Raw genomic sequence first — 22,743 nt, forward strand, 5'->3', positions numbered from 1 at the left:
GCAAAAAAAGAATTGGTATAGTTTCCATAAAGTTACGCAGCATCATTGAAACGGAGGGGAGCCAAGTTATGCGGGAAAAAGAATTGCGGCGCTCAATGTCAGTCTTTCCTATCGGAACAGTCATGAAATTGACCGATCTCACCGCCCGTCAAATTCGTTATTACGAAGAACAAGAATTGATCCACCCGGAACGCAGCGATGGCAATCGACGCATGTATTCGCTGAATGATATTGATACCTTGCTAGAGATCAAAGACTATCTTTCCGATGGACTGAACATGGCTGGGATCAAACGAGTTTATGAAATGAAAGTTGCCAAAGAAAAAGAAGCGAAGAACAAACCGCCGCTGACCGATGAAGATGTTCGTCGAATTTTTTATGATGAACTCTTGGCTCAAGGTGGATTGAATCAACAACAGCCATACCAGCAAAAAGGTCCACGAATGTAGAACATTTGTAGATCATTGCTGTGATATAAAAAAAGAATTGGGAAAAAGGAAGGGATACTATGCCAAAATTTGAAAGAACTGCCGAAGACATCAAACAAATCGTAAAGGATGAGAACGTGCGCTTTTTACGCTTGATGTTTACTGATATTTTAGGAACAAACAAGAACGTTGAAGTACCTGTAAGTCAATTAGATAAAGTACTGGAAAACAAAATGATGTTTGACGGTTCTTCTATTGAAGGATTTGTCCGTATTGAAGAAAGTGACATGTATCTGTATCCTGATTTGTCGACATGGATGATCTTCCCTTGGGAAAGTGAACATGGCAAAGTGGCTCGTTTGATCTGTGATATCTACAATCCAGATGGCACCCCATTTGCAGGCGACCCTCGCGGCAACTTAAAACGGGCATTAGCGGACATGCAATCCCTTGGCTTTACTTCTTTCAATCTTGGACCAGAACCAGAATTTTTCCTATTCAAATTAGATGAAGCAGGCGAAATCACAACGGAATTAAACGACAAAGGCGGCTACTTCGATTTTGCCCCAACCGATCTAGGGGAAAACTGCCGTCGCGATATCGTATTAGAATTAGAAAGCCTTGGCTTTGAAGTTGAAGCGTCTCACCATGAGGTAGCACCAGGGCAACACGAGATCGATTTTAAATATGCGGATGCAGTGGAAGCATGTGACAACATCCAAACCTTCAAACTTGTCGTGAAAACTATTGCTCGTAAACACGGCTTGCATGCAACCTTCATGCCAAAACCATTATTCGGCATCAACGGTTCAGGCATGCACTGCAACATGTCCTTGTTCAAAGGCGATGAAAATGTCTTCTTTGATGAAGAAGGGCCAATGCAATTAAGCCAAACAGCGTATCACTTCTTAGGCGGTTTGATCGAACACGCCCGTGCTTACACAGCTGTCTGCAACCCAACCGTCAACTCCTACAAACGCTTAGTGCCAGGTTACGAAGCGCCTGTATACGTGGCATGGTCAGGACGCAACCGTTCACCATTGATTCGGGTACCAGAATCAAGAGGCTTGTCAACGCGTTTGGAATTGCGTTCGGTTGACCCATCAGCCAACCCATACTTAGCAATGGCTGTTTTACTGCAAGCAGGACTTGATGGCGTTAGACGTGAGTTGACACCACCACCAGCAGTCGACCGCAACATCTACATCATGAACGAAACAGAACGTGCAGAAGCACAAATCGAAGATCTGCCATCAACGATCCACAATGCCATCAAAGCATTGCGCAAAGATCAAGTGATGATCGATGCTTTAGGCAAACACATCTATGCCAACTTTGTCGAAGCAAAACGATTAGAATGGGCAGCCTTCCGCCAAACAGTCTCCGAGTGGGAAAGAGAACAATACTTGGAGCTATACTAAAATCGCAAGAAAACCGCTAGAGATAAACAATCTAGCGGTTTTTTTATGATGAACTCAGCTTTTATCCTAATAATTCTCGGTTTATTTATTTCCGATAGTCAATAACTGGTTGATCAAAATTTGAACAGAAAAACATTGCGAAGCTAGAGCGGTTCTGTCTATAAGGCGCGTAAATTTTGCCTGATCATTGAGAAAAAATAAAAAATACCAGTCGGGCGAGGACTGGTAAGAGGAAGAAAAATAGTTTTGGTATAAAGCTAGCATAGCCGGTCAAAGTAAAATGAACCTTAAAAAGTAGAAAGTTTCTTGTAAGAAGTCCTTATTCGTCAAAGGTTTCCAGCTCAGACAGTATTTTTGCTGGGACTTCTGATTGAGGGACTTCATTGGGACCCGAGATGACACGGGTTTTACTGATCTCTGCTTTGACTAAGGTATTTGGCGCGAATGGCTTCACATTTTCACCAGAAAGATCATAGGTCATGAGTTCTTTCTCGCCGTTTTTCTTAACAAACTCAAACGTGTACTTATACGTAAAGGAGCCATCGATTTTTTCACCGGAATCGCTGTACGTTTGGGTCTTTTCTGGGACTTTGTTGGGCGTGATGGCATAGGCCGTTATCCCTTGATAAGTTGTTGTATAGTAAGTGTAGCCAAAATAGCCACCTACTGCTAAAATCAAAACGCCAAGCGTCAAAAGTAGTTTTTTCATGTGCATCGATCCTTTCAATTACTGGGTTTACTATAGCATGATGGAGCCGAAATCATTCATCGAAATGGATAACAATATTGTAAGTTTACTGTTTATTATCAAAAAGCTTGTAATTTTCTGTTTAACAATTGTGATAATGAAAAACATTTCTGAAACCTTCCTGCAACATTGTAATGTTATTCTCTTACTTGTGCCCGATAGCGGGACAAATAATCAAAAGAGAGGTTTTTTCATTTGAAAAAATTTGCATTTACAGTTGTTGCAGGATTTGGTTTATTCGTTGGAGGAACAGTTGTTTCAGCAGCAGAACAAACCCATGTTGTCGAACCAGGAGACACCCTATCTGGGATCGCTGCTACTTATCAAACAACGGTCGAAGATCTTTTAGCTTTGAATGATTCGATCGAAAATCCAAATATGATTTTTGATGGCGAAACATTGTTGGTTTCTAACGATGGCCAATCAGTAGAAAACAAAGAAACAAGTACGAAAGAAAGCACAGAAAAAAGTGAATCTACAGCGACTGCTAACGTGAGTCAAACCCGTTCAAGCATTCCTGGTGCTGGTTCTGGAGTCTTGAATCCAGTGGATGGGATCAACTACTTCAATGGTGTGAGAGAATCGTACTACTCACAAAAAGTTTTGCCAGGAGGCGGATTGAACATCCCTGGACGCCATGTAGCCTCTGACGGAACCATCCGTGATGCCGATGGGTACATCGTTGTTGCCAGCGACAATCAACCGAAAGGATCGACTGGTCAATCATCTTTAGGTGCCTATAAAGTCTATGACACAGGTGTCGGTCATAGCGGTATTGATGTTTATACGAATTGGTAAGCAAGTAGAATACGAGTAGAGACGAGCTCATTCCAGAGCTCGTCTTTTTTTGATTGGTGATAAAGAAAAAATCGTCATCTGGTCTAGACTAATTATTGTAATCAAACACAACCTGTGGTATTATTGGACTATACCAAATGGAAACGGAGCGCTGATCATGGAAATTATTCGCGTTAAAGATGCTGCTCAAGGCGGAAAGAAAGCTTTTGAATTGATACAAGAAGGTATGGCAAATGGCGCCAAAGTGCTAGGTTTAGCAACAGGAAGCACGCCAGAGACCCTTTATGCAGAAATGACTGCCAGTGAAGTTGATTTTTCAGAAATGACTTCAGTCAACTTAGATGAATACGTAGGACTAGGCGGCGAAGACGAACAAAGCTATCGCTACTTCATGAATGCTCATTTATTCAATAAAAAACCATTCAAAGAAACCTTCGTACCAAACGGCAAAGCGGAAGACTTAGAAGCAGAATGCCAACGCTACGATAGCGTGATTGCGGATCACCCAGTTGATATCCAAATCTTGGGTATCGGTCAAAACGGACATATCGGCTTCAACGAACCTGGTGCATCCTTTGAAGGAACGACCTCAGTCGTTGACTTGACTGAATCAACCATCAATGCCAACAAACGCTACTTTGATAAAGTCGAAGACGTCCCAACGACGGCGATTTCCATGGGGATCGGTTCAATTATGCAAAGCAAAAAAATCATTTTGATGGCATTTGGCGAAGTCAAAGCGGATGCAATCCAAAAAATGATCGAAGGACCCGTAACCAACGAATTACCAGCTTCTGTTTTACAAAAGCATGATGACGTGATCGTGATCATCGATGAGGCTGCTGCCAGCAACCTGTAAAACAAAATCAGCCCTTTTCAGAAATAAGTCAGAAGGAAAACGCGCCATCCTTGCAGCTTCCCCCTGTGCTTGTGCAGTAATGCCAGCGCAGCTGCGAGCGATGGTTCGGATCTATCTTGCTTATTTCTGAGGAGGCTTTTTTTATTTGGCTGCTCTAGCGATGTTTTTTCCTTTTTTCCATCAGAGATGCTATAGTTAAAAGAGAGAATACGAAGAAAAGAGGGATGCAAATGGTTGATATGCATTTATCCATTCCTGAAGTAGCACTGAGGTTGCTGTTGGCGATGGTCATGGGTGGCGCGATTGGGTACGAGCGGCAGTACAAAAGCCGACCAGCTGGTCTTAGAACCCATATCTTGGTTTGCATGGGGGCTTGTGTCATTGCTTTGATCCAAGTGGAGATCGCCACAGGTGCCATGCGAGATGCGCTGGATCATCCAGATTTAGCAGGCGTGATTCGTTCGGACGAAGCACGATTGATTGCGCAAGTCGTCAGCGGGGTCGGTTTTCTAGGCGCCGGAACGATCATTGTGACGAAGCGCTCGGTGACGGGGTTGACGACGGCTGCTTCCTTATGGGCGATCGCCGGTTTAGGAATTGCCATCGGGATGGGCTTTTACACCATCGCATTAAGTAGTTTTATAGGGATCTTCTTTGCATTGACGATCGTTAAGCGGATTGTCCGCGTACCAACAGCAAAGAAATTGGAGATCCAGTACATTCATCGCACCGAGACCAAAGAGTTTTTGACGGAGTACTTCCAAGAGAAAAACATCGTGATCGAAGATGTCAATTTTGATGTCAAATTCATGGAAGACTATCGCATTTATACCAACATTTATACGATTGATCTCCCGCGAGGACTAGGCTTTTCTGAAGTGATCGAAGAATTGTCTGTCTACAAAAATGTCACGAAGATCCGCTTGGTGGATATTGCTTAACGGGTATTGAATCAAAAAGCAGCAAGACACATCACATTAGTGAGATGCCTTGCTGCTTTTTTTATGATGCGTTAGACATTTTTTAAGTAAAAGAAACACACAGTCAAAATAACGATCACTATTGAAGTCAGCAAATTGACCCCTTCATTCGTTACAAAGGAAAGACCGCCGACTTGCTTGGTCGCAACGTCGTGGTGGACTTTTTTTTCGGTGTATTGGTGACAGACTGGGCATTGATAGCGCACCTGAATCGCTGCGCCCAGTAAGCTGTCCAAAAGACTACCGCAAAAGCCTAAAGCAGTCAAAGTCAACCAGAGATCAAGGGAGAACGGCTTGCCGTTCAACCATAAGGCTGCTGCGAATAAACCAGTGATGGCGAGACTCCCTGCTAGGGAAGCGGCAGTTCCCAACCAACTGACACCGCCGGAAAGTCCCGGTGGTAATTTTTTTCCCGTTAGTAAGTGACGCGGTGGACTTGGACTCAGCACGCCGATTTCTGAGCCCCAAGTGTCAGCCGTACAGCTAGCGATTCCCGCCACAAATCCCCAAAGGAATAGCGGTTCTTTCGTCCAAAAGGCAAGCAGTAGAGCAAAGATGCTTGGTGCGATGTTTGCAAAGACTTGTTTTGCATCACGGCGAGCACCTTTGGCAAGCACAGCTAACTCTGGCTGACGGCGCATTTTCTTTAAAAGACCAATGATGCCAGAGCTGGCAAAGAAAAAGCCAATCAAAAAGATGCTGTACCACGGACCAAAGCCAATAACCAGTGTGCCGCAAAGAATCGCAGCCAGTGCGCCAGAAATAGTCAGCCACTGAAAGACGAATGCTGCCGCTGCAACGAATATGCTGGCAAACAATCCTAGCATGAATTGATAAAAGAAAACCATTTGAACACTCCTTTGCGTATAGTGTAGCATAGGTCTCATTTATTTTACCGCAGTTAACAAAATAATAGTAAGGAAGATAGCTTTTTACTCGTCAAATGAGAGCGTTTCATTTAAGCTAAGGGAGAGAGGTGATCCAATGAAAATCATTATCGTAGGCGGGTCCTTTGGTGGTGTCAGCTGCGCCCGTGAAGCACGCCGATTATACCCTGACGCAGAGATTTTATTGATAGAAAAAAAAGCCCATCTTGGGTTTGTTCCAAGCGGTTTGTTATTGCTGATCGAAGGCAGGATCGCTTCACTGGATGAAGCATTCTTTTGTACGAAGGAGCAGCTGGAGGCAGAAACAATCGACGTAGCCTTAGAAGAAACCTTTCTAGAAGTCTTTCCTTCTGATCATCGGATTCGGACGGATCAGCGGGAACTAAGCTATGATCGACTCGTCTTGGCGGCAGGTTCCAGTCAAGATTCCACTGTTTTGCCGCAACCAGAAGAAGCACTACTGACCTACAAAGAATATGAAGCAGCGAAGCATTTCTTACAGCAATTGCCCCAAGCAGAGTCGATTACCATCGTCGGTGCTGGTCAAGCCGGGATGGAAGCGGCGAATACCTTAACGATGATCGGCAAAAAAGTCAGTGTGATCGAATCAATGTCGTATCCTTTATTCAAATACTTTGATCGCGATTTTTTGCAGCCCTTTTTAACGGAGATCGAAAAAATCCCCAACTTGCAGCTGCATTGGTCGGAGCCAACTTTGGCAGTCGTTAAAACGGAAACAGGCTTTCGGATCGAAACCGCCGATCAAGGTTATGAAAGCGATCTGGTATTGACGACAGTTAACGTTCATCCTCGCTTGCCAGAGGCATTTACGGTCTTTGAATTACACAGTGATCAAACTATCTGGACAGATGCCTACTTGGAAACTTCTGCCACGGATATTTTTGCGGTCGGCGACTTGATCCAAATTCCAAATGCTATTACGAAAGACACGGTCTACATGCCCTTAGTCAATAATGCTGTTCGCTCAGGGATTGCGGCAGCTCGCAATCTAGCAAACAAAACGACCCCGTTTCGTGGTGGATTGCGGACAGTCGGTACACAATTGTTTGAGTGGTATTTAGCCAGTACCGGCTTGACCGAGTCGGATCAGTTTTTCTATGAATCACCGATCGTTTGTCACACTTTTACGGCTACCGTTTCCCTTTTTGATTCGACGCAGGTTCATGGAAAAGTGATGATCGAACAAGCCAGCGGCCGAATCGTTGGTGCGCAACTTTTATCAAAAGCCAATATTTTGGAAAAAATCAATTTACTAGCGTTTGCGATCGAGCAGCAGGCAACGATGGAGGAGCTGACCCAAAAAGACTTTTTCTTCCATCCACGATTCACTCATGTGTTGGAGCAAACCTTCATATGGTCGGGAAGTGATGCCGATGAAACTTGATCAGTTATTAGAAAAAAAAGAAGCAAAACAATTGCAGCTGCTCAAAAAACTTTTACTAGTTGGCGGTCAAATGGAGCTACATGAATTAGCGCTCTATCTTGGCATCAGTAAGCCTTCTCTGGAAAAGTATGTGGATGAGCTGCAAGATGAGTTGACGCACTATCATGAGCAGTGTCGATTGTATTACCGAAATGGTTCACTGGTTTTTGAAATGAGCCCCACCTTTTCTCTTAACCAAATTGAATGGGCATTTTATCGTTCGGCATTGAAATTTCAAATTCTCGAGCACCTTTTACAACATCAAGAAGTGACGACTGTCCAGCTGGCACAAAAATTAACAGTCAGCGAGTCATCCTTGTTTCGCAAAATCAAAGAGCTAAATGGTTTGCTAGCAGAATTTGAGTTAGAGATCTGGCAAGGAAAGCTGATTGGAGAAGAAACCCAAATTCGTTATTTCTATTTTGAACTCTTTTGGTATGTTCATTCTTTTGACAGTCAGCCATTGCCGATCGATGAGAAATATGTCGGTCTGATCACTCGCGGCCTGAACATGCGCTTTACGAAAGAAGCCCAGCAGCGCTTGTCCCTATGGCTGAGGATCATGAAGGCGCGACTTAAAATTGCTACTCAATCCTTTCAAGTTTTACGGGAGAAAATGGCACCTTACATGAAAGACCCTTTGTTTCAACAATTACGTGAGTTGGTATTTCGTGGCTTTGGCCATTACGCATTAGAAGTCAGAGAAGAGGAGGCGATGCTGCATTTTGTTTTTTTGTTGTCGTTCTCGGTGTTATCCGAACACGATCTGCAAGTGTATATGCTGCAGCGTTCTCGGTTTACGCCAACTGCCTTGACGGATACATTGATTTTGGAACATATTTTGCATCTTTACCGCCCATCGTTTGTTCCTCGTGAAATGGAAGCCACTTGTTATGGTCACCTGCTGCAGATCCACAGCCGCGTCTATTTTTTCAAAGGGGATGTGGAAGTTTTTGATCGAGAAAATATTTGGCAGCTGGAAGCGCAGTTATCCAGCCGCAACATTCAGCAAATCAGTCACGAATTATTAGATAAGGCCCTAGCAGAGTTAAATATCAAGCCGTCCGAGAAAAATAGTCTACTGATGATGACGATGGTCAAATACTTGAGTGTCATCACGATCATCGATTATCAAATCAATCGAGAATTTCGTGTTGGGATTGCCTTGAAAATGGATGAGCTATTTAAAGAAGCCCTCTATTATATGTGGCTGCTGTATCTCAAAAATTTGAATGGCGTAGTTGTCGAACGCTATCGTCCAGAACAAGAATATGATTTGATCTTGGCGAATTACGCCATCGAGACCAAAACACCGACCTATCGAATCAGTGAATTAGGGACTGCTTATGATCGTGAGACAATCAAAAAAATAATCCGTGAACGCTTTCAATAGTGGATTTCGTCAATTTCTTAGAGATTTGAAAAAAAATTGACGAACCATATAGCAAAAGTTCAGCTAAAATAAAAGTAAGTCAGAAAGCGCTAACAAAAAGGCGTATATAAAATCAAAGGGAGCGAATCAAATGGCAGAAAAAAATTATGTAATGGCGATCGACCAAGGAACCACTAGTTCAAGAGCAATTATTTTTGATCGTAACGGGAAAAAAATCGGCAGTTCACAAAAAGAGTTTCCCCAATACTTTCCAAAATCCGGTTGGGTAGAACACAACGCCAACGAAATTTGGAACTCTGTCCAATCAGTCATCGCAGGGGCATTTATTGAATCAGGTATCCGACCAGAAGCAATCGCCGGCATCGGGATCACCAACCAGCGTGAAACGACAGTGGTTTGGGATAAAACGACAGGGCAGCCAATCGCGAATGCGATCGTTTGGCAATCCCGTCAATCTTCACCGATCGCTGACCAATTAAAAGCAGATGGCCATACAGAGATGATCCATGAAAAAACTGGGTTAGTCATTGATGCGTATTTCTCAGCGACCAAGGTGCGTTGGCTTTTAGACAATATCGAAGGGGCACAAGAAAAGGCGGATAATGGTGAGTTACTCTTCGGAACGATCGATTCATGGCTTGTGTGGAAACTGACAGATGGACAAGTCCATGTCACCGACTACTCCAATGCTAGTCGGACGATGCTTTACAACATTCATAAATTAGAGTGGGATCAAGAAATTTTGGATCTTTTGAACATTCCAAGCTCGATGCTACCAGAAGTCAAAAGCAACTCAGAAGTCTATGGTCACACCCGCAGCTACCATTTTTACGGCAGTGAAGTACCAATCGCTGGAATGGCTGGAGACCAACAAGCCGCCCTCTTTGGACAAATGGCCTTTGAAAAAGGTATGATCAAAAATACTTACGGCACTGGGGCATTTATTGTCATGAATACGGGTGAAGAACCACAATTGTCTGACAATGACCTACTGACGACTATCGGGTATGGCATCAACGGCAAAGTCTATTATGCCTTAGAAGGAAGTATCTTCGTTGCTGGATCAGCGATCCAATGGCTGCGGGATGGTCTACGCATGATCGAGACTTCGCCACAATCAGAAGAACTAGCTGCCAAAGCAAAAGGAGATAATGAAGTCTATGTGGTACCTGCCTTTACTGGATTAGGTGCGCCTTACTGGGATTCAGATGCAAGAGGAGCAGTCTTCGGCTTGACTCGTGGGACGACGAAGGAAGATTTTGTTCGGGCAACACTGCAAGCTGTTGCGTACCAATCAAAAGACGTCATCGATACGATGAAAAAAGATTCCGGTATCGATATCCCATTGCTGAAAGTCGATGGAGGGGCAGCCAAAAACGATTTATTGATGCAGTTCCAAGCGGACATTTTAGACATTGACGTACAACGAGCAGCGAATCTGGAAACAACCGCATTAGGGGCAGCCTATTTGGCAGGACTAGCGGTTGGCTTCTGGAAAGACTTAGATGAATTGAAATCAATGGCAGAAGAAGGGCAAATGTTTACGCCAGAAATGCCAGCAGAAGAAAGAGACAATTTGTACGAAGGTTGGAAACAAGCGGTGGCGGCTACTCAGACCTTCAAATTCAAAGCGAAGAAAGAAGGCGAGTAAGCCATGACCTTTTCTCAGAAAGATCGGAAGGAAACCATTCAAGAAACGGCAAATACCACCTATGATGTGTTGATCATTGGTGGTGGGATTACCGGCGCAGGGGTTGCCGTTCAAACAGCAGCGGCTGGGATGAAGACGGTTCTTTTGGAAATGCAAGACTTTGCCGAAGGGACGTCTTCGCGGTCCACGAAACTCGTTCATGGCGGTATTCGCTATTTGAAAACCTTTGACGTGGAAGTGGTCGCTGACACCGTGCGGGAACGGGCGATCGTCCAACAAATTGCTCCGCATATCCCGAAGCCAGATCCGATGCTTTTACCGATTTACGATGAACCGGGGGCAACCTTCTCCTTGTTTTCTGTCAAAGTGGCGATGGATCTTTATGATCGCTTAGCAAATGTGACAGGCAGTAAATACGAAAATTATCTGCTGACGAAAGAAGAGGTCTTAGCACGCGAACCACAGCTGCAGGCGGAAAACTTAGTTGGTGGCGGAGTCTATCTTGATTTTCGCAACAACGATGCCCGCTTGGTGATCGAAAACATTAAACGAGCACAAGTCGATGGGGCAGCAATGATCAGTAAAGCCAAAGTCGTCGGCATCTTACATGATGAGCAAGGCATCATCAATGGGGTAGAAGTGGAGGATCAACTGACAAACGAGCGCTTTGAGGTTCACGCCAAAGTCGTGATCAACACGACCGGCCCTTGGTCCGATATCGTTCGTCAATTAGATAAGAATGATGAGCTGCCACCACAAATGCGTCCGACAAAAGGCGTCCATTTAGTGGTCGATCGGGAAAAACTAAAAGTACCGCAACCAACCTATTTTGATACTGGGAAAAATGATGGTCGGATGGTTTTCGTGGTACCAAGAGAAAACAAGACCTATTTTGGCACAACCGATACGGACTATACAGGCGATTTTGCCCATCCGACGGTCACACAAGAAGATGTCGATTATCTACTGACCATCGTGAATGAACGCTTTCCACATGCACAGATCACCCTTGATGATATCGAAGCGAGCTGGGCTGGTCTACGTCCATTGATTACGAATAATGGTGGTTCGGATTACAATGGTGGTGGTAAAGGCAAATTATCTGATGAAAGCTTTGAGCAGATCGTTGAAAGCGTCAAAGAATATCTTGCAGATGAGCGGCAGCGACCAGTTGTAGAAAAAGCTGTAAAACAAGCGCAAGAACGAGTAGAAGCCAGCAAAGTGGATCCATCGCAAGTTTCTCGCGGCAGCAGTTTGGAACGCTCAAAAGACGGACTATTGACGTTGGCAGGCGGAAAAATCACCGACTATCGTTTGATGGCGGAAGGAGCAGTCAAACGGATCAATGAATTGCTCCAAGAAAGCGGTGCTTCCTTCGAGTTGGTGGATTCAACCACGTACCCAGTTTCTGGTGGTGAGCTTGATGCGGCCAATGTAGAGGAAGAATTAGCGAAGCTGACTGACCAAGCACAAGCCGCTGGGTTCAATGAAGCAGATGCGACGTATTTGGCTCATCTTTATGGGTCGAATCTTCCCCGAGTGTTGAACTACAAGACGAAGTTTGAGGGCTTAGATGAAAAAGAAAGTACTGCCTTGAACTATTCCTTGCATGAAGAAATGGTTCTGACGCCTGTCGATTATCTATTGCGTCGGACCAACCATATCCTATTTATGCGAGATACCTTAGATGAAGTCAAAGCCGGTGTCGTCGCAGCTATGACCGACTTCTTTGGCTGGAGCGAAGAAGAAAAAGCAGCCTATGTAGCAGAAATGAACCAAGTGATCGCAGAATCAGATTTAACAGCCTTAAAAGGAGGAAAAAAAGATGAATGAAACAACACAGATCTTTAGTGAATTTCTAGGAACGGCTATTTTGGTTTTGTTAGGGGATGGCGTGTGTGCGGCTGTCAATCTGAAAAAGAGTAAAGCAGAAGCCTCTGGCTGGATCGTGATCGCGATGGGCTGGGCAACGGCGGTGACCATAGCCGTATACGTTTCAGGGTACATGGGACCTGCTCACTTGAATCCAGCCGTTACATTAGGCATGGCGATGACAGGGAATTTTTCTTGGAGTTTGGCTATACCGTTTATGCTGGCGCAGATTGCTGGTGCGATCGTAGGAGCAATCCTCGTTTGGCTCAACTACTTGCCATTATGGGATGAAACAAAAGACCAAGGCGCGATTTTAGGTACCTTTGCAACAGGGCCTGCAGTTCGTAATTTAGTATCGAATACGATCACTGAAGTCATTGGTACCTTTGTCTTAGTCTTTGGCTTATTGGCTTTTGGTGCCAATACCTTTACGGATGGATTAAATCCCATCGTTGTTGGGATCTTGATCTTAGCGATCGGACTGTCTCTTGGTGGACCAACAGGCTATGCCATCAACCCGGCACGGGACTTAGGACCACGGATCGCTCACCAAATCTTACCAATCAAAAACAAAGGGACTTCCGATTGGGGCTATGCGTTAGTACCAATCATCGGTCCAATGATCGGTGCAGCGATCGCAGCTGGATTGTTTATGATGTTGCCATTATAAACGATGTTATTTTAAGGATGGTGCCTATTGGTATCATCCTTTTTTAATCTTTAGCGATTGTCATTGAATTTGCTAAAAAAACATGGTTAAATGAAAAAGCTGAAACAGAACGAAGGAAGGAGCTTTTGCGTGAAAAAAATTCTGCGCTTTTTCATGTGGGTGGCGATTGTCCTGATCGGACTCTTAGCTGCCGTTTTTCTGGCTTTTCAACTCTCCCCACGACCGGGGGCTTTTTTGATCGGTCATCTGTTTAACCAAGAAGTGACCATCAAGGATGAGGCGGCTTATCAAAGAAGTTTGCCGAATGTGACGGTCAAACAGGACTTGGCTTATCAATCGGATTATCAACGCAGTACCTTTGATCTTTATTATCCCAAAGATGCACAAGGCCCTGTTCCAGTCATTTTTTGGGTCCATGGGGGCGGATATGTCGGGGGAGACAAAGAAGGCGTCAAAGAGTTTGCGACCTATGTCGTCGATGAAACCAAAGCCGCTGTGATTTCGATTAATTATGAATGGGCGCCAAGTTTGCATTATCCGGGACAGGTCAAACAATTAGCCCAAGCGGTAGACTCGATCAAAGCAGATGCCCAAGCATACCCCATGCTTGATTTCGATCAACTCTTCTTCGGTGGAGATTCTGCAGGTGCCCAAATTGCGGGGCAATATGTGGCGCTGCAAACCAATCCAGCGTATGCGAAGGAAATGTCCTTTGATCAAGACATTCCTGCATCGGCCCTGAAAGGGTTTATTTCCTATTGCGGCCCCCTTGATTTGAAGCAGAGCGTTGGAACTTCTTCGGATGATCGTTTTATGAAATTCTTTGTTAAAACGGTGGCTTGGTCGTTATTAGGCAAAAAAGAATGGCAAGATAGTCCCCAACTGCAGGAGATCTCACTGGTGGATAAATTGACGGCTGATTTTCCACCAACGTATATCACTGATGGCAACGCCTATTCCTTTGAAGACCAAGGCATTGCCTTTGCCAACCAGCTGCAAGCTCTTGATATTCCCGTGACAAGTCGTTTTTACAAAGGGGATTCGGAAACAGTGACCCACGAATACCAATTTGATTATAGCTTGCCGCAAGCACAGGAATGTTTGACAGAAACGTTGACCTTTATCAAAGACCAGCTGGCTAACTAAAAAACACCTTGTTTCTCACCCTCTATTGGCGAGAAACAAGGTGTTTATTTGTAAGCAAATCAATCAAGTCCGATGAAGTAGTCATCGTCTTTCATCGCTTCAACGGAACCAAGCAGATACCCGTTCCCAACTTGTGAGAAGAAGTCATGATTGCTGGTACCAGTTGAAATACCGTTCATGACGATTGGATTGACATCGTTGGCGGTGTCTGGGAAAAGTGGGTCTTGTCCTAGATTCATCAAAGCCTTATTGGCATTGTAACGCAAGAAGGTTTTCACTTCCTCGGTCCAGCCAATCTCATCGTATAATTCTTCGGTATAACGTTCTTCGTTTTCATACAACTCATACAACAAGTCGTACATCCAGTCTTTCAGCTTTTGCTGTTCGTCTTCTGGTAATTCGTTGAAACCTAATTGGAATTTGTAGCCGATATACGTGCCATGAACGGATTCGTCACGAATGATCAATTTGATGATCTCCGCTACGTTCGCTAGTTTGTTATTGCCTAAGTAATAAAGGGGTGTATAGAAACCTGAATAGAATAAGAAGGTCTCTAGAAACACACTGGCGATTTTTTTCTCTAGCGGTGTCCCATTTTTGTAAATCTCATTGATTCGTTCGGCTTTCTTTTGTAAGTAAGGATTGGTATTGGTCCATTCAAAAATATCGGCGATCTCCGCTTTTGTATTCAAGGTGCTGAAAATTGATGAATAGCTTTTTGCATGGACAGATTCCATAAATTGGATGTTGTTCAAGACCGCTTCTTCATGTGGGGTGCGGACATCTTTACGCAGTTGATCCATACCGCTTTCTGATTGAACGGTATCTAATAAGGTCAAGCCGCCAAAGACGTAGCCCACCGTCGTTTTTTCTAATGGTGATAGCGTCCGCCAATCATCAAGGTCATTTGATAAAGGGATCCGCGTATCTAACCAGAATTGCTCTGTTAATTTTTCCCAAGTGGATTTATCGATGATATCTTCGATCTCATTCCAGTTGATTGCTTCATAGTAAGTCTTACCCATAGTCGGTTCCTCCAATAATCGTATCAAGACAACAGCCGACCCGCTCTCAAGAAAGAGCAGGGGCAGGCTATTGGTTCGTTTTCAGGCAAAAGTTGGATTAGATGACACAGCTTTCACATTGGTTGCTGCCGATCTCTTCTGCATCATCTGTAAAGGTCCGTACATAGTAGATCGATTTGATCCCTTTGTGGAAAGCATAGTGACGCAAGATGTTCAAATCACGCGTGGTTTGTTTTGTCGTTTCTTTCCATTCGTAAAGACCTTCTGGAATATCTGAACGCATAAACAAGGTCATACTCATCCCTTGATCGACGTGTTTTTGAGCAGTTGCGTAAACATCGATCACTTTGCGCATATCCATATCGTAGGCTGATTTGTAGTAGCCGATCGTCTCATTGCTCAAGTAAGGTGCTGGATAATAGATCTTGCCGATTTTCTTTTCTTGGCGTTCTTCGATCATCCGAGTGATCGGGTGGATGCTGGCACTCGTATCATTGATATAAGAGATCGAACCATTTGGTGCAACGGCTAAGCGGTTTTGGTGATACAAGCCGGTTTCTTTGACGGTTTGTGCCAAGGCTGCCCAATCTTCACCAGTTGGTAAAAAGACGCCTTCAAACAATGCTTTGACTTTTTCCGATTTTGGTTGGTAGTCACCTTGGATATAATCGGTAAAGTAGCTGCCATCTGCATAAGCTGATTTTTCAAAGTTATGGAAAACTTCGCCTTTTTCTTTGGCGATGGCATTGCTTTCAACCAATGTCCAATAGTTCAACAACATGAAATAAAGATCAGTAAATTCAAGGGATTCTGGTGAACCGTATTCCATTTGATTTTTTGCGAAATAGGTATGCAAGCCCATTGCGCCTAAACCGATCGTGTGGTTCAAGGCATTCCCATTTTGGATCGATGGTACCACGTCAATGTCAGACGCATCAGTAACGAAGGTCAAGGCACGAGTCATTGCTCGAACAGATTTCCCAAAGTCAGGGCTGTCCATCAAGTTCACGATATTGGTGGAACCTAAGTTACAGCTGATATCTGTTCCTAAAACCTCGTATTCTTGTTTGCCGTTGATCTCAGATGGTGCTTGGACTTGAAGGATCTCGGAACAAAGATTACTCATGATGATCTTGCCATCGATTGGGTTGCTGCGGTTTGCGGTATCGATATTGATGATATAAGGATAACCAGACTCTTGCTGCAATTTAGAAATTTCATTTTCTAAATCACGGGCTCTGATTTTAGTCTTGCGAATCCGTGGATTCATGACTAAGTTGTCGTATTCCTTGGTGATATCGACATAAGAAAAGGGTACGCCATATTCTTTTTCGACACTGTAGGGACTAAAGAGATACATCTCTTCATTTTTACGCGTCAATTCGTAAAATTTGTCAGGTACGATCACACCTAATGACAAGGTTTTGACACGAATTTTTTCATCTGCATTTTCTTTTTTCGCAGATAAAAAGCTGATGATGTCTGGGTGGAAGACGTTCAAGTAGACCACGCCAGCCCCTTGCCGTTGCCCCAATTGGTTTGAGTAGCTGAAGCTATCTTCAAACAATTTCATTACAGGCATCACACCACTTGCTGCACCTTCGTAGCCTTTGATAGGCGCGCCAGCTTCCCGCAAGTTTGATAATGTGATCCCGACACCGCCGCCGATCCGTGAAAGTTGCAGCGCGGAGTTGATCCCACGACCGATCGCGTTCATGTCATCAGTGATTTGGATCAAGAAACAAGAAACTAATTCACCGCGACGTTTGCGTCCTGCGTTCAAGAAAGAAGGGGTTGCTGGTTGGTAACGTTGGTAGATCATTTCATCTGCCAAGCTCATGGCTAACTCTTCATTCCCATCCGCAAAGTAAAGGGCGTTGAACGCCACCCGATCTTCGTAACGCTCAAGATACGCGGTACCATCATTCGTTTTTAATGCATATTGTGAATAAAACTTGTAAGCAGCCATAAATGATTTGAAAGTAAAGTGTTGCTCATCTAAGAATTGATACAAGTCCTCAATAAAAGCAGGACGGTACTTTTTGATAAATTCTTCTTCTAAATAATCATTTTCAATCAAATAATTGATTTTGTCCATTGCAGTCGCAAAGGTTAAGGTATTTGGTTCAACGTTTTCTTTAAAGAATGCCACTAGGGCTTCTTTGTCTTTATTTAATGGAATTTGACCATCTACTGGACGGTTGATCTCATTATTCAATTTGAAATAACTGACATCTTTGATTTCTTTCAAGCTCATAAATGGCTAACCTCTTTTCTTGTTTTGTTCGTATAAAAAAGGACTTGCGGTCTGGACGACTGACAAATCCCTCAAAAGCATCACATTGAGAAAAATCTTAGCTCGCTAATTGACGTAGTTGATCTGGACGGAAACCGATGATCGTTTGCGCATCAGAGGTAATGACTGGCACACTTTGAAATCCTTGTTCTTTCAAAAATTCTAATGCTTCAGGCTCATTATCGATATTGATTTCTTCAAAGGCAATCTGATTTTCACTTAAAAAGCGTTTCGCCATTTTACATTGCATGCAGTTGTTTTTAGAAAATAGTTTGATATTCATAATTGTTTCCTCCGAGTTGTAATAGTTATAAACCTAGTATAAATAAGTCTCGGAGAAAGTCAACGAAAAAACACTATATCTTGTGCTTGTGAATTCGGCATACACAATTTATAGTGTTTCTGTGTTTTTTATGCAAATGAAAAAAGCGGAAAATACTTAGAATTACAAGGTTTTTGCGTAATTATTAGAGGGGATATGCAATCAAAATGAGTAAAAAAAATCTCTATTGTGAAGTAAGATTCAAAGTTAAGTCGAAAACAGATTGACTTCCTATGGAAATGGCTCTATTATAATGATAATCATTCTCAATTAAAGTAGGTTAATTAAAAAACACTTCACAAAAGGAGTAAGAACCAATGAAAATGGCGCAAACTTGGGCTTCTGGGACATACAAAATCGACTCGTTGGCAACAACCAAAGAAATCACGGTTCATTTAAACGATCTTGGCATTCGCACGGGGGTTGAAATCGTTGTGGTGCAAAAAGATCGCAAAGGCGGCATCATTTTGCACCAAGGGACGCGGATTGCTTTAGATGCACGGGTCATGGAACAAATCGATGTCACAGAAATCCAGCAGCAAACGGTCATTACCTCTTTGGATCAGCTGCAAATTGGTGAAAGCGGGAAGGTCAATCAGATTGGTGCAAAAGGTGCTTTGCGCCGTCGTTTGATGGATATGGGGCTTACGAAAAACGTTCATTTGGAAGTAGTGAAACTGGCTCCATTGGGTGATCCAATGGAGATTCGGCTCCGCGGCTATGAATTGTCTTTGAGAAAGCAAGAAGCAGCGTTGGTTTTTATCGAAAAAGGAGTCGAAGCTTGATGACCTATCAATTTGCATTAGCAGGAAATCCCAATAGCGGGAAAACAAGTACTTTCAATCAATTGACTGGTGCCAAACAAACAGTGGGCAATTGGCCGGGTGTCACCGTAGAACGTAAAGCGGGGCGACTGCGAAAAGACCGGCACGTGCTGATCCAAGATCTGCCCGGGATCTATTCCTTGTCACCTTATACGCCGGAAGAACTGATTTCCCGCAATTATTTGATGGAAGCATCGCTGGATGCGGTGATCAATATTATTGACGGAACTAATCTTGAGCGAAATCTGTATTTAACCTTGCAATTATTAGAAATGAATGTTCCGACTGTGGCAGCCATCAACATGATCGATCTATTAAAGAAAAAAGGCTTGCAGATCAACTTCGAAAAATTGGCTTACGGATTAGGGATTCCTGTAGTGGGGATCAGTGCTTTGAAACAACGTGGTTTAGCCAAAATGATCGAGGCAGCGAAGCACGCAGTCAACACACAACAGCTCCCTCCCCGCTACGATGATCGTTTAGAAGCTGGCTTGACCGAGATCATGGCGATTTTGCCAGAGACGATCCCTCAGCAGCAAAAACGCTGGTTTGCCATAAAACTCTTTGAAAAAGATGAAGCGATTCAAGCAATGTGTAAACTGACTGATTCCCAGCAAGCAGTCCTTCAGGAGACGATTTCGATTTTAGAGATGATCTTTAAAGACAGCAGTGACGCCATTCTCGTTAATGAGCGCTATGGCTTCATTGAAGAATTGTTGGCGCTGGCAGTCATCAAGGAAACAGATCAGCACTTAGCCTTCAGCGACAAAATCGACCGCGTGTTGACTCATCGCGTATTGGCACTACCGATTTTTGCCTTCATTATGTGGGGAATCTACTATTTATCGATTCAGACGATTGGCACGATCGGCACTGATTGGGTCAATGATGTATTATTTGGCAGCTGGATTCCCGAAACAGCAGCGCATTGGCTAGAACAGCTGCAGGTCGCCCAGTGGCTACAAGAACTGATTTTGGATGGCATTGTGGCTGGGGTCGGTGCGGTTTTAGGCTTTTTGCCGCAGATCTTCGTGTTGTTTTTTTGCTTGGCTATCTTGGAGGACTGTGGATACATGGCACGGGTGGCATTTGTCATGGACCGGTTGTTTCGCAAATTTGGTCTATCCGGCAAGTCGTTTATCCCTATGTTGATTGCCACAGGCTGCGGCGTGCCGGGGGTGATGGCAAGCCGAACGATTGAAAACGAAAAGGATCGTCGGTTGACGGTGATGGTCACGACCTTCATGCCTTGTTCTGCCAAATTGCCGATCATCGCATTGATCTCCGGAGCCTTTTTCCCTCAGTATAGTTGGGTCGCACCATCGGCCTATTTTGTCGGCATGGGCGCTGTGATTTTTTCAGGGATCGTCTTGAAAAAAACGCCGCTTTTTGCAGGTGATCTGGCACCATTCATTATGGAACTGCCAGCGTATCACTTGCCGCAGCTCACAACGATTTTGAAAAGTGCCTGTGATCGAGCCATTGCTTTTGTAAAAAAAGCCGGAACGATAATCTTTGTGGCTTGTATCTTTGTCTGGTTTACCTCCAGCTACAGCTTTGCCTTGCAGCGGGTCAGTGAAGACCAAAGCATTTTGGCCTTTTTCGGTCGACTTTTGGCGCCGCTTTTTGCTCCCCTAGGCTGGGGAACTTGGCGAGGCGCCGTGGCGACGATCACTGGCTTGGTGGCCAAAGAAAATGTGATCGGCACATTCGGGATTCTCTACGGACAAACCGGTGAGTTGTCAGAAAGTGGGACGGAGATTTGGCAAGTGTTGCGCGGCGATTACACTGCTGTGGCGGCATACTCTTTCCTCGTCTTTAATCTACTATGTGCCCCCTGTTTTGCTACCATCGGTGCGATCCACCGTGAAATGGGGGACAGCAAGTGGACGTGGTTAGCCATTGGCTATCAATGCGGCTTGGCATACTGCGCCAGCTTGTTGGTCTACCAATTCGGGCACGTCATCTTTGAAGGCGGACACCTCACGCTCGGTGTTTTCGCGGCAATCCTCATTGCTGGGCTATTGGTATTTGCTCTGTTGAAGAAACCATTCCGCGGGAGTGCACCCTTGATCCAAGTCGTAGGAGGCGAAAAATGATTGCTACAATAATTCTAAGCGGCCTGATTTTTGGCTATGGTACCCGTGTGGTGTACCGCATGGTGAAAAAGGATCATTGTTCTGATTGTCATAGCAGTTGCCCTGTGAAGCATGAGGAAACAAAGTAGCGGATGACAGCAGAAAGGAAAAACTTCTGATGTCAGAACTACTATAGAAACGAATAAAACAACTCAGAAAAGAATAAAGCAGTTCGATCACGATCGGGCTGTTTTTTTATTCTTTACAAAACGACCTATTAAAGGAATCTCAAATATAGTATAATTATTTAATAAAAAGATATTATTTAGTGAGATTCGCAGGAAAGGGAGCAGGGAATCTCGTTAGAACGTAAACGAAGATAGGTTTTTGATAAAGCAGAGTGAAAGGGTGAGGGCATGAGACAACAACGAAGACGGGAGCGTCAGAAACGCCAGCGGATCATTGCTGGGTTAAGTGTAGCATTATTGGCGATCACATTCGGAGTGATTTATCTAGTGATTCAAGCGACAAGCATCCCCGAACAGCGTCTTACAGCAGAATCGACAAAACCGACTAAGCCAATGCAAGAATCAAGTAGTTCTACCGAAACAAAGCCAGAAGTAAAAACCATCACAGTGACAGCTAGTGGCGATATGCTTTATCATACACCTGTTTATTTAAGCGCTTACGATGGAAAGCGTTATGATTTTGACAATGATTTTGAGCAAGTCAAACCGTTAATTGCATCGGCGGATCTTGCTCTGGGTGATTTTGAAGGAACCATCAATCCTAATAAACCGCTTGGCGGTTTTCCCTTATTCAACGCGCCTATCGATGCCGTTGCCAGCATCAAAGATGCGGGCTTTGATGTGATCGATCTTGCTCATAATCATATCTTAGATACGGGAATCGAAGGAGTCAAAACAACGGCGGCTGCTTTTCACGATCAAGGGTTGGCAACGATTGGTGTCACGGTCGACAATAGTGGAATTTTGGTCAAAGAAGTCAACGGGATCAAAGTTGCTCTCTTGGCCTATGCCTATGGCTTCAATGGACTTGAAGAAAGCTTAACTCAAGCAGAGTATGACACCTATTTGAAAGACTTGTCCCTCGATAAGGTGGAAGCAGAGATCAAAGAAGCGGAAACCTTGGCGGATATCACCATCGTGATGCCTCAGTCTGGTGTCGAGTATTCTTTAGAACCAACGGAAGAACAACAAACTGTTTATCGGAAGATGATCGATTTTGGTGCTGATATTATTTTCGGCGGCCATCCGCATGTAGCAGAACCAACCGAAATCATCGAAAAGGACGGTGAAAAGAAATTTATCATTTATTCAATGGGGAACTTATTGTCGAATCAACGTTATGAAACCGTCAATAACAACTATTGGACCGAACGCGGCGTCATTCCAGAAGTTGAGATCACCAAACAGGGAGCTCGGACCTATTTAAGTAAGATTGCCTTACATCCAACTTGGGTCTCCAAAGAGCCGATCCCTGATCGTACCTATTATGATCCAGAATACGGCGTCTTACAGGCCTTTGATTTTCAAGTTTACTTGGCCGAAGATTATCTACCGGATGGACAATACGCCAAACGTGTTCCTGAAGAAAAACGACAGCGCATAGAAACCGCCTACCATGAAATGCTGGAGCTGTTAGATTTGAAGTGGGAGCAGCAAAAAGAAAATCAAAATGACTAATAAGGCAACCTGACCAACAGGTTGCTTTTTTATTAGCTCTCGAGAAAACGAATCATGAAACGAATGGTGCTCCTTCCAACAAAACATGACAGTAGACTATCATTTATGAACAAAAAATGACACCTCAAACTGATAAAAATAAGTAATAATGTCAACATAAAGCATTCAGAAATGAGTCGGAAAGGATTCAGTAGA

The 22,743-nt window shown here is 44.0% G+C and carries 20 protein-coding genes; 15 read left to right on the top strand and 5 right to left on the bottom strand.

Features of this window, described 5'->3' with window-relative positions; translation table 11 throughout:
* Positions 1–68 precede the first annotated feature (68 nt).
* Together IGI92_RS03690 and glnA are read left to right on the top strand one after the other, a co-directional pair.
* Entirely contained in the window at positions 69–449 is a 381-nt protein-coding gene (locus IGI92_RS03690) for a MerR family transcriptional regulator (protein WP_005225166.1), read from the top strand.
* Between the two features lie 59 nt (positions 450–508).
* Positions 509–1,849 (top strand): type I glutamate--ammonia ligase, encoded by a 1,341-nt coding sequence (gene glnA, locus IGI92_RS03695; protein WP_005225167.1) that lies wholly within the window; start codon positions 509–511, stop codon positions 1,847–1,849.
* Between the two features lie 319 nt (positions 1,850–2,168).
* On the opposite strand, the gene IGI92_RS03700 is transcribed toward glnA, so the two are convergent.
* The gene (locus tag IGI92_RS03700; RefSeq protein WP_005237494.1) at positions 2,169–2,558 is read right to left on the bottom strand and encodes a DUF1093 domain-containing protein; all 390 of its coding nucleotides are present in this window, start codon (positions 2,556–2,558) and stop codon (positions 2,169–2,171) included.
* 234 nt (positions 2,559–2,792) lie between these two features.
* On the opposite strand from IGI92_RS03700, the gene IGI92_RS03705 reads away from it, so the two are divergent.
* The 3 genes from IGI92_RS03705 (at position 2,793) to IGI92_RS03715 (ending at position 5,195) form a co-directional block, all read left to right on the top strand.
* Complete coding sequence (locus tag IGI92_RS03705) at positions 2,793–3,395, top strand: LysM peptidoglycan-binding domain-containing protein (protein WP_016611944.1); 603 nt, start codon at positions 2,793–2,795, stop codon at positions 3,393–3,395.
* Positions 3,396–3,552: 157 nt separating this feature from the next.
* Positions 3,553–4,254, top strand: coding sequence for a glucosamine-6-phosphate deaminase (nagB, locus tag IGI92_RS03710; RefSeq protein WP_005225171.1), 702 nt, complete (start codon positions 3,553–3,555; stop codon positions 4,252–4,254).
* 230 nt (positions 4,255–4,484) lie between these two features.
* Entirely contained in the window at positions 4,485–5,195 is a 711-nt protein-coding gene (locus IGI92_RS03715) for an MgtC/SapB family protein (RefSeq protein WP_008377072.1), read from the top strand.
* Between the two features lie 71 nt (positions 5,196–5,266).
* Here the strand turns inward: IGI92_RS03715 and IGI92_RS03720 are convergent, their stop codons facing one another.
* A complete protein-coding gene (locus tag IGI92_RS03720; protein ID WP_254907486.1) occupies positions 5,267–6,082 on the bottom strand; it encodes a DUF92 domain-containing protein in 816 nt (271 codons plus the stop codon).
* A 136-nt stretch (positions 6,083–6,218) separates the two neighbouring features.
* Between IGI92_RS03720 and IGI92_RS03725 the strand changes: the two genes are divergently transcribed.
* From IGI92_RS03725 to IGI92_RS03750, 6 genes are all read left to right on the top strand, one after another.
* A complete protein-coding gene (locus tag IGI92_RS03725) occupies positions 6,219–7,526 on the top strand; it encodes an FAD-dependent oxidoreductase (protein WP_430608094.1) in 1,308 nt (435 codons plus the stop codon).
* The gene (locus IGI92_RS03730; protein WP_430608096.1) at positions 7,516–8,958 is read left to right on the top strand and encodes a helix-turn-helix domain-containing protein; all 1,443 of its coding nucleotides are present in this window, start codon (positions 7,516–7,518) and stop codon (positions 8,956–8,958) included. The genes IGI92_RS03725 and IGI92_RS03730 overlap by 11 nt, the downstream gene beginning before the upstream one ends.
* A 130-nt stretch (positions 8,959–9,088) precedes the next feature.
* Positions 9,089–10,609: a glycerol kinase GlpK gene (gene glpK / locus IGI92_RS03735; protein ID WP_008377082.1), complete on the top strand. Its 1,521-nt coding sequence runs from the start codon at positions 9,089–9,091 to the stop codon at positions 10,607–10,609.
* Positions 10,610–10,612: 3 nt separating this feature from the next.
* Positions 10,613–12,442 (top strand): type 1 glycerol-3-phosphate oxidase, encoded by a 1,830-nt coding sequence (glpO, locus tag IGI92_RS03740; RefSeq protein WP_430608098.1) that lies wholly within the window; start codon positions 10,613–10,615, stop codon positions 12,440–12,442.
* Positions 12,435–13,151: an MIP/aquaporin family protein gene (locus tag IGI92_RS03745; RefSeq protein ID WP_005237471.1), complete on the top strand. Its 717-nt coding sequence runs from the start codon at positions 12,435–12,437 to the stop codon at positions 13,149–13,151. Before glpO ends, IGI92_RS03745 begins: the two co-directional genes overlap by 8 nt.
* A 90-nt stretch (positions 13,152–13,241) precedes the next feature.
* Positions 13,242–14,297, top strand: coding sequence for an alpha/beta hydrolase fold domain-containing protein (locus IGI92_RS03750; RefSeq protein WP_430608099.1), 1,056 nt, complete (start codon positions 13,242–13,244; stop codon positions 14,295–14,297).
* 59 nt (positions 14,298–14,356) lie between these two features.
* On the opposite strand, the gene nrdF is transcribed toward IGI92_RS03750, so the two are convergent.
* The 3 genes from nrdF to nrdH all read right to left on the bottom strand — a co-directional run bounded on the left by nrdF (position 14,357) and on the right by nrdH (position 17,901).
* Positions 14,357–15,322, bottom strand: a complete 966-nt coding sequence (gene nrdF / locus IGI92_RS03755; protein WP_005225180.1) for a class 1b ribonucleoside-diphosphate reductase subunit beta — start codon at positions 15,320–15,322, stop codon at positions 14,357–14,359.
* 97 nt (positions 15,323–15,419) lie between these two features.
* On the bottom strand, positions 15,420–17,579 hold the full coding sequence (gene nrdE / locus IGI92_RS03760; RefSeq protein WP_430608101.1) for a class 1b ribonucleoside-diphosphate reductase subunit alpha: 2,160 nt from the start codon (positions 17,577–17,579) through the stop codon (positions 15,420–15,422).
* A gap of 97 nt (positions 17,580–17,676) precedes the next feature.
* Complete coding sequence (nrdH, locus tag IGI92_RS03765) at positions 17,677–17,901, bottom strand: glutaredoxin-like protein NrdH (RefSeq protein ID WP_005225182.1); 225 nt, start codon at positions 17,899–17,901, stop codon at positions 17,677–17,679.
* Positions 17,902–18,257: 356 nt separating this feature from the next.
* Between nrdH and IGI92_RS03770 the strand changes: the two genes are divergently transcribed.
* The 4 genes from IGI92_RS03770 (at position 18,258) to IGI92_RS03785 (ending at position 22,548) form a co-directional block, all read left to right on the top strand.
* Entirely contained in the window at positions 18,258–18,725 is a 468-nt protein-coding gene (locus tag IGI92_RS03770) for a FeoA family protein (RefSeq protein ID WP_142424959.1), read from the top strand.
* Positions 18,725–20,863, top strand: a complete 2,139-nt coding sequence (gene feoB / locus IGI92_RS03775) for a ferrous iron transport protein B (protein ID WP_430608103.1) — start codon at positions 18,725–18,727, stop codon at positions 20,861–20,863. The genes IGI92_RS03770 and feoB overlap by 1 nt, the downstream gene beginning before the upstream one ends.
* Positions 20,860–20,991 (top strand): FeoB-associated Cys-rich membrane protein, encoded by a 132-nt coding sequence (locus IGI92_RS03780; protein ID WP_430608104.1) that lies wholly within the window; start codon positions 20,860–20,862, stop codon positions 20,989–20,991. Before feoB ends, IGI92_RS03780 begins: the two co-directional genes overlap by 4 nt.
* 267 nt (positions 20,992–21,258) lie before the next feature.
* A complete protein-coding gene (locus IGI92_RS03785; RefSeq protein WP_244733102.1) occupies positions 21,259–22,548 on the top strand; it encodes a CapA family protein in 1,290 nt (429 codons plus the stop codon).
* Positions 22,549–22,743: the final 195 nt, after the last annotated feature.

The organism is Enterococcus sp. DIV2379 (assembly GCF_050542965.1).
GTDB classification, from domain to species: Bacteria; Bacillota; Bacilli; order Lactobacillales; family Enterococcaceae; genus Enterococcus_D; species Enterococcus_D entomosocium.